Here is a 14,169-nt window from a genome sequence, read left to right as displayed (position 1 = left end):
AACCATGAATGCAATTTTGACGGAAAAGCTCGAACGGGCGGAGAACATTGTCCTGCTGGGACATGTGCGCCCGGATGGGGACTGCGTGGGTTCTGTTCTTGCGCTGTACCTTTATCTGAAAAAGACAGCGCCGTCCAAACGAGTTACAGTTTGTCTGGAAAAGCCGCTTGAGAAATTTAATTATCTCAGCGGCTTTTCTGAGATTGTAACGGATGCGGACGCTGTGCCGGCACCGGATCTTGCCGTCGCACTGGATGTCTCTGATAAGGGACGGCTTGGCGACTTCCAGCGACTCTTTGACGGCGCAAAGGATACTTTGAATATCGATCATCACATCACCAATCCGCATTTTGCCGCAACCACAATTTGCGAACCCGAGGCGAGCTCTACCTGCGAGCTTTTATATACTTTGCTTGATTCCGATCGGGTGGACGAGCCCATTGCGGCAGCGCTGTACACGGGAATCGTGACGGATTCCGGTGTCTTCAAATATGGTTCTACCTCGGCACGCACCATGCGTATTGCGGGGGAACTGATGGAAAAAGGAATTCCGTTCGGCGAAATTATTGACGGTTCATTTTATCGAAAGACCTTCGTGCAAAATCAAATCATGGGTCTCGCCCTGTTGCATGCAGTCGAGAATGCCGATAAAACCGTGATTTATTCGATTGTTACGGAGGAAGAGCAGCGTCGGCTTGGAACGGTACATGCCGATCTCGACGGGATTTCGGAACAACTCCGGCTCACCGCCGGTGTGAAATGTGCGGTTCTCTGCTCTGAGATGGAGCCGGGAAGCTGGAAACTTTCACTCCGCTCGCTGGAACCGGTCGATGTTGCCGCGATCGCCATGCGGTACGGCGGCGGCGGCCATATTCGAGCTGCGGGCTGCACCATTGTCGGAAAACGTGCCGAAGAAATCATGGAGGAAGTGGTTCGCGCGGCGGAGGCGCAGCTCCATGTTTAACGGCATCCTGAATGTGCGAAAAGAAAAGGGCTTTACCTCACATGACGTAGTCGCCAAACTCCGCGGTATCCTGCATCAGAAAAAAATCGGACATACCGGGACCCTGGATCCGGCGGCGGAGGGCGTTTTACCCGTCTGCCTCGGCAGCGCGACCAAGCTGGTGGAGTTTCTGACCGACCGGACCAAAACATATCGCGCCGTGCTTCTGCTCGGGGTGGAGACCGACAGTCAGGACATGACAGGGACTGTACTCCGCACGCAAGAAGTGTGTTGTAGCGAGGAAGAACTCCGCGCCGCGGCGCAGAGCTTTGTAGGCGGCTACGAACAGATACCGCCGATGTACTCGGCCAAGAAGCAGGGCGGTAAGAAGCTTGTGGATCTTGCACGTCAGGGGATTACGGTGGAGCGCTCCGCACATCGGGTGGATATCTCGGATATTCGTCTGGAAGAAATCGCCCTTCCGCGCGCAGTGATGACAGTGGATTGCGGAAAGGGAACCTATATCCGCACGCTCTGCCATGACATCGGCGAAAAGCTTGGTTGCGGCGGCGCCATGGAAGCCCTGCTCCGAACAAGGGTGGGGTCTTTTCGGCTGGAAGATGCTTATACTCTTTCGGAACTGGAAGCGGCGATGCAGGCCGGTGAAATCGAAGCCAAGATTGTTTCGGTAGAAGACTGTCTTGCGCTTTACCCTGCGCGGAAGGCCTTGCCCGAAGCGGATGCCAAACTGAGAAACGGCAATGCGGTGGGGGAGAACGCTGTTCCGGATGCGACCGACGCCGAGGGCGCTTTGGTTCGCCTCTACCTTAGTGACGGCAGTTTTGTCGGACTGTTTCAAAAAAGAGGCAGGCAGTATTGGGCGGAGAAAATGTTTTTGGAGCGAGGTGACGCTTGAAGGACTGGATCAATCAAAAAACATTTCATCTCCCGGAGGACACAGTGGTTGCGGTCGGAAAGTTTGACGGCGAACACCGCGGACACCAGAAAATCATTGCGACTATGCTGGACATTGCGCGGGAAAAACAGCTTAAGACGGCAATCTTTACGTTTGGAACGCCGCCGGCCGCCGTGATTTCCGGGCAGCGCCGACCGCAGATTTTGACCAATGAGGAAAGACGCGAAAAGCTGCATCAAGCCGGTATCGACTATATTGTGGAGTATCCGTTTGATGCGGAGATAGCCGCGATGGACGGTGAGGATTTCGTGCGGGAGATTCTGCTCGGTGCAATGCGCATGCGGGCCATTGTCGGCGGAGAAGACCTACGGTTTGGAAAAGCCGGCGCCATGAATGCGGAAAAGCTGCGGGCACTCGGCGAACGACTGCGGTTTTCAGTCTACATTATTTCCAAAGAGACTGCGGGCGGAGAAGAAATCAGCTCTACGCTGGTGCGCGAGGCACTTGCAGCCGGAGACATCCGAAAAGCCAACCTGCTTCTCGGCATGCCATATACGGCGGAGGGAGTTGTGCAGCACGGCAACGGAATCGGCAATCGTATTCTCGGCTTTCCGACCATCAATCTGCTTCTGAACGCCGAAAAACTGTTGCCACGCCAAGGGGTATATCAGACGGAGACAGTGCTGCCGGATGGCAGAACTTTTCGGAGCATCACAAATGTCGGAACCAATCCCAGCGTGGAACAGGACCATCTTTCTCATCGGCTGCGCCTCGAAAGTTTTCTTCTGGATTTTTCGGGTGACCTCTACGGCACCCACATTCGCCTACGCTTTCTCAAATTTATTCGACCGGAGAAGAAATTTGCATCGCTGACTGCATTAAAACAGCAAATCATGGCAGATTTGAGCTCGATTGATTGACAGTTTATCCTGTTTTATGCTAGTATAACCGCGTAGTTTAGCGCCCAAGGCTATGACTTCGGGGTACTCCGCCGAAGCCGCAGTTTCGGGTCAGACCAAGAAAGAAGGAGAACAAACATGATTACGAAAGAGAAGAAGGCAGAGCTCATCAAGGCATACGGCAGAAAAGAAGGCGACACGGGTTCGCCGGAGGTTCAGATTGCAATTCTGACCGAGCGCATCACGGAGCTCACCGAGCACCTGAAAGCGAATCCGAAGGATCACCATTCGAGAAGAGGTCTTCTCATGATGGTTGGTCAGAGAAGAAGCCTGCTCGGCTATCTGAAGAAGACGGATCTGGATGGTTACCGCGCTCTGATTGAGAAGCTCGGACTCAGAAAGTAATAAACAGGAAACTTTCTTGCTCAGGGTGGAATTTATTCCACCCTGTTGTTGTGTAAGAACAAAGAGAGTCGGAATCGGGAGAAGAACGGGAGAAGAAGAGGAGAAAACATGAGCAAAGAGTTTAAGAGCTATAGCATGGAACTTGCCGGCAGAATCCTGACGGCAGAAATCGGAAGAGTGTGCGCACAGGCGAACGGCGCTGTGCTGATGCACTACGGCGATACCGTTGTGCTCTCCACGGCAACCGCTTCGAAACAGCCGCGAGAGGGCATCGACTTCTTTCCGCTTTCCGTCGAATACAATGAGCGTCAGTATGCCGTCGGTAAAATTCCGGGCGGCTTCATGAAGCGTGAGGGCAAGCCCTCCGAGAATGCGATTCTGACAGACCGCGTCATTGACCGCCCGATGCGTCCGCTGTTTCCGAAGGATTACCGGAACGATGTGACGCTCGAGAATCTTGTAATGAGCGTGGATCCGGATTGCTCGCCCGAGCTCACGGCCATGCTCGGTACCGCACTCGCGGTCACCATCTCGGATATTCCATTTGACGGTCCCTGTGCGATGACGCAGGTCGGTCTGGTTGACGGCAAGTTCGTAATAAATCCGACCAACGCGGAAAAGAAAGTTTCCGATCTTCAGCTTACGGTCGCAAGCACGGCAGAGAAAGTCATCATGATTGAAGCGGGCGCAAAGGAAGTGCCGGAGCAGGTCATGATTGATGCGATTTTTGAGGCGGATAAGGTCAACAAGCAGCTCATCGAATTCTTTGCAAAGATTCGCGCAGAGATTGGCAAGGAGAAACACAGCTATGAGTCGGCTGCGATTCCGGAGGAGCTCTTTAGCGCAATTCGCGAGGTCATTCCGCAGGAAGAGATGGAAGTCGCTGTTTTCAACGATGATAAGCAGAGCCGGGATGCCGCGGTCGATAAGCTGACCGAGCGCTGCAAGGCAGCATTTGCCGAGAACGAGGAGTGGATTAAGCTCATTCCGGATGCAATGTATCAGTATGAGAAGAAGACCGTCCGCAAGATGATTCTGAAGGACCACAAGCGTCCGGACGGTCGTCAGATTACGGAGATTCGCCCGCTTGCGGCTGAGATTGACCTTCTGCCGCGCGTTCACGGTTCGGCGATGTTCACGAGAGGGCAGACCCAGATTCTGGATGTCTGCACGCTGGCACCTCTCTCCGAGGTTCAGAAAATCGACGGCTTGGATGTCGAAGTCAAGAATAAGCGCTACATGCACCAGTACAACTTCCCGTCCTACTCCGTCGGTGAGACGAGAGTTTCCAGAGGCCCGGGCAGAAGAGAAATCGGTCACGGTGCTCTCGCGGAAAGAGCACTGCTTCCGATGATTCCGAGCGAGGAGGAGTTCCCCTACGCAATCCGTTGCGTCTCCGAGACTATGGAGTCGAACGGTTCCACCTCCCAGGCATCTGTCTGTGCTTCGAGCCTTGCGCTGATGGCTGCAGGTGTTCCGATTGCGCGCCCGGTGGCCGGCATTTCCTGCGGTCTTGTGACCGGCGAAACGGACGATGATTATCTGGTGCTCACGGATATTCAGGGCCTGGAGGACTTCTTCGGCGACATGGACTTTAAGGTTGCCGGAACCGAGAAGGGCATTAATGCCATCCAGATGGACATCAAAATTCACGGCTTGACGCGCCCGATTATCGAAGAGGCAATCGCCAAGACGCGTGAGGCGAGAATGTACATTCTGAACCAGATTATGAATCCGGTCATCTCGGAGGCTCGCCCGGATGTGAGCCAGTACGCACCGAAGATTGTGCAGATTAAGATCGATCCGAAGAAAATCGGCGATGTGGTCGGCAAGCAGGGCAAGACCATCAACAAGATTATTGATGAGTTCGGTGTCACCATCGACATTGAGGAAGACGGCAGCGTGAATGTCGCGGGTCTCGACAGAGCGCAGATCGACAAGGCGGTGCAGACCATCAAGAACATTGTGACCGAGATTGAAGAGGGGCAGATTTTCACCGGCAAAGTCGTGCGTATTCTGGAGTTCGGTGCCTTCGTGAACCTGACGCCGAATAAGGACGGTATGATTCACATTTCGAAGCTCGCTGACCGCCGTGTCAACAAAGTTGAGGATGTCGTGAATATCGGTGACGAAGTGACCGTCAAGGTTATCAAAGTCGACCCCGTGAAAGACAGAATTGATTTGACGCTCCGCCCCTCTGATTTGAAGGCTGAAGCAAAGCAGGAGTAAGAGGATTAAGAAGGACAAGGAAATGGATAGAGAAGCATATCTTCAGGTATATCGCCACTCTCTGGCACATGTGCTCGCAAAAGCGGTCATTGAAATTTTTGGCAGAGAGAATGTGCAGTATGCAATCGGACCGCAGATTGCGGATGGATTTTACTACGACTTTGTATTGCCGAGAAATCTGACTCAGGATGATTTCCCGATGATTGAGAACAAAATGCGCGAGATTCTGAAGCGCAAAGAGGATTGGAGCGTGAAGGAGTACTCCCGCGACGAGGCGAGAGAACTGTTTCACGATCAGAAGTTCAAGACCGAGCTGATTGACGATCTCCCGGAGGATGCGGTTCTCACCGTATACTCGACCGGTGATGACTACCAGGATCTCTGCCGCGGTCCGCACGTTGCGAATTCGCAGGAGCTTCTCGGTGCGGCTTTTCAGATTAAGTCGGTTTCCGGTGCTTACTGGCGCGGCGACGAGAAGAGAGACCGTTTACAGCGGATTTATGTCTATGCTTTCCCGAGCAAGGAAGAGCTGAAGGCATATCTCACGCTGGTTCGGGAAGCCCTGGAGCGCGATCATAAGAAACTCGGCAAAGAACAGGAACTCTTCATGTTCGATGAGACCGCACCGGGTATGCCGTACTGGCTGCCGCGGGGCTGGAAGCTCTATCAGGCACTCTTAAAGTACAGCCGCGAGGTGCAGGCGCGCCACGGCTATACCGAGATTTCCGCACCGCTCATCAACAACAAAAAACTCTGGTTGATTTCCGGCCACTGGGCACACTACATCAACAACATGTTCATGGTGCCGGGCGTCTCCGGCTGGCTCGCAGCCGATGCCGAGATTCCGGGCGTGCTTGAAAATGCCTCGGAAGAGGACGGGGAGAAGAAGACCGTCAAGATTCAGGCGGGTTCTGTGCTTTACAATCGTGAAAATCTCGACACGATGGCAGCGAAGCCGATGAACTGCCCGAACGCGATGCTCACCTTCAAGCGGAAGAACCGCTCCTACAAAGAGCTCCCGATTCGTTATTCGGAATATGATGTGCTTCACCGCAAAGAAAAGTCCGGTCAGATGAACGGCCTGTTCCGCGTCCAGGAATTCCGTCAGGACGACGACCACACCTTCGTTGCGGAAAATCAGATTGAAGCGGAGATTGCGGATATCATTTCGATTGCGGATGAGGTCTATTCGACTTTCGGTGTGACCTACCGCGCAGAACTTTCCACGCGCCCGGACGATTTCATGGGTGACATCGAAGTCTGGAACCGCGCGGAGGCGGCTCTCAAGAAGATTCTCACCGACAAGTACGGTGAAGGCGGCTTTGAAATCAACGAGGGCGACGGCGCTTTCTACGGTCCGAAAATTGACTTGCAGATCAAGGACGCACTCGGCAGAGAGTGGCAGTGCGGAACGATTCAGCTGGACTTCCAGCTTCCGCATAACTTCGGCCTCAGCTATCAGGCGGCAGACGGTACTACGGCGATGCCCGTCGTCATTCACCGCGCAATCTACGGCTCACTGGAGCGCTTTATCGGCATCATCATCGAGAACTTTAAGGGTATTTTCCCGTTCTGGCTCTCGCCCTCTCAGGTCGGCGTTGTGCCGATTCGCGAGGAGCACAATGCATACGCAAAGCGCGTCTTCGATCTCTTACAGAAGAACGGCATTCGCGCCGAGGCGGATTACTCCGACCGGAACATGAAGGAGAAGATTAAGAACTATAAGCAGTTCAAGACGCCGTACATTCTGGTTCTGGGTGACCGCGAGGCGGCGGAGCAGACGGTTTCGATCAATGTCCGCGGCTCGAATAAGCAGATTCAGAATGTTCCGCTGTCCGTGTTCCTCGACATGTGCGACACGCTGAACGAAGAGAGATCGCTGGAACTCCTCAATGAGGTTCCGGCCGAGTATCAGAACGAGCAGTAAACAACCGTATTGACAGCAAATCCCGGGAGAGCAAACACTCCCGAGATTTGCTGTTTTCTGTTTGGATCGCACTGCGTTCAGTGAACCAAAAATATGAACAGCTGTCAAAAAAGTCCTTGCCTTTTATGTGTAGGTGTCGATAGAATATAAAAATACATGTATATCATTATTCTTGGATAACAAGAAGGAGCTTAGCTGATATGGGACACCGAAAGAACTGGCCGAAGCGCTTACTCGCAGGTTTACTCAGCACTGCCATGCTGACTTTGAATATGACCACCGCAATGCCTGCCTTTGCGGCAACCTCCGAGGAAGCGTTTCGAGAGGACGCTGAACTGGTGAACGACTTGGCGCTGTCCAAGGATGCACAGCGTAGGCTTCAGCGTGAATTGCAAGGGAGGTACAATGCGAGTCCTTCCGATGCAACGCCTTCCGATGCAAGCAAAAACATTGCGGAAGCGAAGACGGTAGGAGATATTCTTGCGGGTAATGTTCGCTGGGGGACACCGTCCAATGCCGCGCAAATTTTGCATACAACATTGGATGGGGTAGAGATTGAAGTCACGGCACCTGCCGGTGTATTGCCGGAGGGAGCAAACCTCCGCGCGCGTCACCTCACGGAAGAAGAAGAGAAAGAAGTGCTCGCCAAGATAGCCGAGCATGCGGACACAGAGGGAAAGACGGCGACTGCCCAATTCCTCTGCGATTTGAGTGTCTTAAATGCAGCCGGTGAGGAAATTCAGCCGGACAGCAGTAAGGGGGCGCTTTCGGTCTCTTTCCGGAATGTGAGTATCGTCTCCGCCGAAGTGTCGGATATGAAAACAGATAACGAAGACGCGAAGAGCGAAGGTGTCTCCGTGCTACACATCGACGACAAGCTCAATCAGGTTGAAACCCTTGAGGAAGGACTCGACGAAGAACTTCCGATTTTACAGGCTGAGACCGAACACTTTTCTCCCTTTGCGGTGATCAATTATCGCAGCGGAAGCACAACGCTCGGCATTGACTTTAAGTTGATCGACTATGACGGCGATGCTTCGAGAACCAGCTATAAGTTAAAAGAAGTGACAGTCAAGGATACCGTCGGCAGCGGCATTAGCTCCATCAACTTCGAAGTCGATAACGGCGGAATTTACACCTTGCCGAAAACCGGGACGACCGCTTCCGGCAAGAGTTACCGTACTATTACGGATATCCTGACGAACCATCAGTTTTATCAGATTGTCTTTACGACACCGCTGACCACAGCTGAGGCAAAGGACTTTATTGAGCAGAACTTAAAGTTTAAGCTGCCCTCGGCAGGTGCAAGCCAGCAGCTTAAGATCAATCTGGGTAACGGACAAAACAGTCTGCCGCCATCGGCTGACATCACAATCACAAAGCGCACCATTCCGAACCCGGTCGCCGGGGACAGTGCGGAGCACTACTATATGTATGTGCCGAGCAATGCAATCAGCTGGGCAGAGAGCTATAACAGCGCAAAGAGCTATTACCTGGAGGGCATGCAGGGCTATTTGGTAACCATCACCTCTCGCGATGAGGATTTGGCTCTGGATGCGATTACCACGCAGGCGGCTTGGTCCGGCGGCGCTCGCTTTCGCGGAATCAACGATGCGTCCTCCGTCCCCCACTGGTACAACAATTCCCTGCCTGCACCGGGCGTGTTCGCAAACCAGAATGTCAGCGGTAATTCCGGCCCAGCCGAGGACCGCACGTTTCGCTGGCAGTCCGGTCCGGAGACCAATATCGAGTATACCATGCAAGGTTTCGGCGCTCTCCACGGTGCGTACACCAACTGGAAACCCGGAGAGCCCAACTCCCTTCGTCTCTTGCTACAGGGCTACGAGAGCTGTATGCAGGTACACTACGGTTCCAAATGGAACGACTTGAGAAATCATTACAGCGGTGTACGCGGATTTTTCGTAGAGTTCAGCCGCTATAATCAGAGCGGTCAGAACAGCAATGATTCGGTTCCTGTGGTAACATCTCAAAAGGTAGTCGCACAGCGCAACGGTCAGACCTACTATTTCAGCAACTTGGACGATGCGGTGGAATGGTCCGGCCAGAACGGCAATGCGCCGCTCACCCTGCTTGGCGATACGACGCTGACCCGTGATGTTCCGGCGGGTGTCAGCATTAATCCGGACGGCAACACCATTACCGTTCCCGCGGGCGCGAATGTTGTGAACAACGGCACCATCGATTTGACGGATCCCTCGAGTCAGCTCCAGGTTCAGGGCTCCAACGGCAATATCAGCAATGCGGGAAACGGACAAATCACGCGGAAACTCACCGTCAAAATGAAGGATAGACACGTGACGGCGGGAGATGCGCTCACATGGGCGCTCACGGACGCGGTTGTCACCGGAAGCTTGATTGGAAATGACCGTGTCAGTGCCATCCATGTGGATTTTGACAACAGCTCTACGGCAGCGGAAAATCCCACCCTGCCGGTGACCGCTTCCGACCCGACAAGCTTTGACAACGGCACGAACGGCAGCAGAGCCCTCGGTACCTATATCATTACCTACCTGCCGGGTACCGTGACCAGAGATTCGCATCGCTATACCGTTAAATTTGCCGCAAACGCCCCGGCGGGCCGCACGGCGAGCGGTTCTATGCCGGATCGCACGGTAATGGGCGGTGTGAATGTGGATCTCACAAATCTCTTCAGCGTCGACGGTTTTGACTTTGCGGGCTGGACCGCATCCGACGGAAAGACGTACGGGAACGGTGCGACGCCGAAGGATTTGACGAAAACAAACAACGGGGTGATTACACTCACGGCCAACTGGTCGCCGAAGAACTATGCGATTCAATATACGACCAATGTGAATCCGAGTTCGCGTACCGCGGCACAGGCAGTGAATCCGAATACGGCGACTTCTTATCGTGTGAGCGACCCGAATGTGACGCTTGCGCCCATGACCTGGCCCGGCTATACCTTCCAGGGCTGGTATGAGAATGCCGCGCTCAGCGGAACGCCGGTCACGCAGCTTATTACGAGCGCGATTCCGGCGAAGAATCGGCACTACTATGCAAAGTGGACGCCGAAAAATTACACGCTGTCCTACCAGCTCAACGATACGCCGAGCACAGCTGCGGTGAATCCGAATGCGGGCTTCACTTCCTATACGGTGGAGACTGCAAATCACACGCTCGCCGCGCCTACCAGAACCGGCTACAACTTCCTCGGTTGGTATCGCGACGCAGGGCTCACGACGCCCGCACCGGCGGTCATCGAGACGGAGCAGGGCGACAGCAATCCGACCCGCATCTATGCGAAGTGGAGCACGCCGCTGCAGTACAGCATTACTTACCATATGAATGACAGCGCCGGGCAGCGGGCAAGCAATCCGGCGACAAACCCCGGCAGCTTCAATGTGACCAGCCCGAACATCAACTTTGCGAATCCGACGAGAAGAGGCTATACCTTCCTGGGCTGGTATACGAATCCCGGACTCACAACTCCGATTTCCGGAATCAACACGAGCAGTCCCGCGAATATGCACAACTTCGTCCTTTATGCGAAGTGGAGCAGTGCAAACAGCTATACCGTGCGCTATCACTTGAATGACAGCACACCGGCGGGACATCTCGCAAACAATCCGAATACGCTGACCAACTATACGGTGCTGGATTCGGACACAGCGCTTCGACCGGCGACGCGGCCCGGCTATACCTTCCTCGGCTGGTACGATAACCCCGGTTTTACGGGAAGCCCGGTTTCTACGATACGCACGGCGGATGCGGCGAATAAAGATTTCTATGCGAAGTGGGATACAACGCCGATTTCGTATCCGATTCGCTACCATCTGAATGACAGCACACCGGCCGGACACCCGGCGAGCAATCCGGCTGCGAATCTAACGAGCTACACAGTGCTCACGAACGGCAGCGGCACCATCAACGTGCTTCCGGCGCTCCGAAACGGCTATACCTTCCTCGGTTGGTATGACAATGCCGCGCTCTCGGGAACGCCGATTAGCAGCTTCTCTGCGATGGATGCGACGCCTAAGAACTTTTATGCAAAGTGGAGTGCGCCGAAAAGCTATACGGTGCAGTACAGCCTGAATGACGCTACCCCGGCAGGACACCCGGCGACCAATCCGAATACGGTTACGAGCTATACGGTGTTGGATTCGAATGTCACCCTGGCTCCCGCAATGCGCACCGGCTATGACTTTGAGGGCTGGTACGACAACGCTGCGCTCTCGGGTTCTCCGATTACCGGTTTCCGAACGAGCGATGCGGCGAACAAGCACTATTATGCAAAGTGGAGTGCACCGAAGCGCTATACGGTGAACTGGCATTTGAATGACAGTACCCCTACGGGACATTCGGCGACCAATCCGAACACGGTGGCAAGCTACACCGTTACGGATGCGAATGTCACAATTCAGCCTGCAACGCGGAACGGCTACAGCTTCCTCGGTTGGTACGACAATCCGAGCTTTACGGGAACTCCGGTCACGACCCTCCGCACCATGGATGCGGCAAACAAGAACTACTATGCAAAGTGGGATGCGACACCGATTTCATATCCGATCAACTATGTATTGAACGACGGCACACCGGCGGGACACGCGGCAACCAATCCGGTTGCGAATCTCACGAGCTATACGGTGCTGACAAACGGCAGCGGCAACATTAGCCTCTTACCCGCGCTTCGAAACGGTTATACCTTCCTCGGTTGGTATGACAACGCGAGCTTCTCGGGTTCTTCGATCAGCACCTTCCCCGCGTCGGACGCTGCCGCAAAGACTTTCTATGCAAAGTGGAGCAGCGCAAACAACTATACGGTGACTTACACGCTGAACGATGCGACGCCTGCGGGACACCCGGCGACCAATCCGAACACCGTGACAAGTTATACGGTGTTGGACGCAAATGTTACGCTCTCCCCCGCAACAAGGAACGGTTATGACTTCGAGGGCTGGTATGACAACGCGGCGCTTACGGGGTCCCCGATTACCGGCTTTTCGACGAGCGATGCGGAGAACAAGCACTACTATGCAAAGTGGAGTGCCGCAAAGAACTATGCCGTGCAGTGGAACTTAAATGACAGTGCGCCCGCGGGGCACCCGGCAAACAATCCGAACACCGTGACGAGCTACAGCGTTCTGGATGCGGATCTTGCCCTGCAGCCCGCTGCCAGAACCGGTTACGATTTCCTCGGCTGGTATGAGAATGCCGCGCTCAGCGGGTCCCCGGTCACGACACTTCGCACCGCGGATGCCGCGGATAAGCAGTACTATGCAAAGTGGAGTGCCGCAAAGACGTATACGGTGCAATGGAATTTGAATGACAGTGCACCTGCGGGACACCCGGCAAGCAACCCGAATACAGTTGCAAGTTATACCGTTTTGGATGCGGATATGACCGTGCGTCCGGCGACTCGCCCCGGTTATAGTTTCCTCGGCTGGTACGATAACCCGGGCCTCACGGGAACACCGGTAACGACCCTCCGCACCATGGACGCGGAGAATAAGAGCTACTATGCGAAGTGGGATACCACGCCGATTACCTACCCGATCACCTACGTGCTGAATGACAGCACGCCCGCAGGGCACCCGGCGACCAACCCGGCTGCGAATCTCACGAGCTACACGGTGCTCACAAACGGCGGCGGCAATATCAACGTGGTGCCCGCGCTTCGAAACGGCTATACCTTCGGGGGCTGGTATGACAATCCGAGCTTCTCGGGTTCTCCGATTAACAGCTTCTCGGCGATGGATGCTGCGCCCAAGACCTTTTATGCAAAGTGGAGCAGTGCCAACAGTTACACTGTCACGTATACGCTGAATGACGGCAGCCCCGCCGGTCACCCGGCGACCAATCCAAACACGGTGAGTACCTATACGGTACTGGATTCGCCTGTCACGCTGCAGCCGGCAACGCGAACCGGTTACGACTTCGAGGGCTGGTACGACAACGCGGGTCTCAGCGGCACGCCGATTACGGGTTTCAATCCCGCAGACGCCGAAAATAAGCACTACTATGCAAAGTGGAGTGCGGCAAAGAGCTATACGGTTCAGTGGAACCTGAATGACGGTACCCCGGCGGGTCACCCGGCGACCAATCCGAACACGGTTTCGAACTACACGGTCGAAGATACGGACATCACCGTCAACCCGGCCACCCGAAACGGCTATACCTTCCTCGGTTGGTATGACAACGCGGGCTTAACGGGTACGCCGGTAACGCGCATTCGCACCATGGATGCCGAGAACAAGCAGTACTACGCAAAGTGGAGTGCGGCCGACAGCTATACAATTGTATATACATTGAATGACGGAACACCGGCGGGACACCCGGCGGTGAATCCTAACACGGTCACGAGTTATACCGTACTCGACCCGAACATCACCCTGGCTCCGGCAACGCGCACCGGTTACGACTTTGAAGGCTGGTATGAGAACCCGGCATTCACGGGTTCCCCGGTCACGGGTTTCCCGGTGAGCGATGCGGCAAATAAGCATTTCTATGCGAAGTGGAGCGCGGCAAAGAACTATACGGTTCAGTGGAACCTGAATGACGGCACCCCTGCGGGACATCCGGCGACCAATCCGAACACGGTTTCGAATTACACGGTCGAAGATGCGGATATCACAATCAATCCGGCAACGCGAACCGGCTATGGTTTCCTCGGCTGGTATGACAACGCGGGCCTCACGGGAACACCGGTTACGAGCCTTCGCACCATGGATGCCGAGAACAAACAGTATTATGCAAAGTGGAGCAGCACGCCGATCTCCTATCCGATTGTATATACACTGAACGACGGAAGCCCGGCGGGGCACCCGGCGACCAACCCGGCTGCGAACCTCACGAGCTATACGGTGCTCAC

7 protein-coding genes are annotated in these 14,169 nt (G+C 54.6%); all 7 read left to right on the top strand.

The annotated features are described in order from the left end of the window. The first annotated feature begins 4 nt into the window (after window positions 1–4). The gene (locus tag ACO4XG_RS08570) at window positions 5–964 is read left to right on the top strand and encodes a DHH family phosphoesterase (RefSeq protein WP_308507975.1); all 960 of its coding nucleotides are present in this window, start codon (window positions 5–7) and stop codon (window positions 962–964) included. Continuing rightward, window positions 957–1,859 (top strand): tRNA pseudouridine(55) synthase TruB, encoded by a 903-nt coding sequence (gene truB / locus ACO4XG_RS08565; RefSeq protein WP_308507974.1) that lies wholly within the window; start codon window positions 957–959, stop codon window positions 1,857–1,859. Before ACO4XG_RS08570 ends, truB begins: the two co-directional genes overlap by 8 nt. After that, window positions 1,856–2,779 (top strand): bifunctional riboflavin kinase/FAD synthetase, encoded by a 924-nt coding sequence (locus tag ACO4XG_RS08560; protein ID WP_308507973.1) that lies wholly within the window; start codon window positions 1,856–1,858, stop codon window positions 2,777–2,779. Before truB ends, ACO4XG_RS08560 begins: the two co-directional genes overlap by 4 nt. 117 nt (window positions 2,780–2,896) lie before the next feature. After that, entirely contained in the window at window positions 2,897–3,163 is a 267-nt protein-coding gene (gene rpsO / locus ACO4XG_RS08555) for a 30S ribosomal protein S15 (RefSeq protein WP_308507972.1), read from the top strand. Between the two features lie 108 nt (window positions 3,164–3,271). Then, window positions 3,272–5,392 carry a polyribonucleotide nucleotidyltransferase gene (locus tag ACO4XG_RS08550; RefSeq protein ID WP_308507971.1) on the top strand — a complete coding sequence of 707 codons (2,121 nt, stop codon included), beginning with the start codon at window positions 3,272–3,274 and terminating at the stop codon, window positions 5,390–5,392. A gap of 22 nt (window positions 5,393–5,414) precedes the next feature. Continuing rightward, window positions 5,415–7,319 (top strand): threonine--tRNA ligase, encoded by a 1,905-nt coding sequence (locus ACO4XG_RS08545; protein ID WP_308507970.1) that lies wholly within the window; start codon window positions 5,415–5,417, stop codon window positions 7,317–7,319. 200 nt (window positions 7,320–7,519) lie between these two features. Continuing rightward, window positions 7,520–14,169, top strand: a 6,650-nt coding sequence (locus ACO4XG_RS08540) for an InlB B-repeat-containing protein (protein WP_308507969.1), incomplete at its 3' end; no start/stop codon positions are given.

This window comes from Stomatobaculum sp., assembly GCF_057248925.1.
Note: the sequence above shows the minus strand (reverse complement) of the source record. Positions and strands in the feature narration are given on the sequence as shown.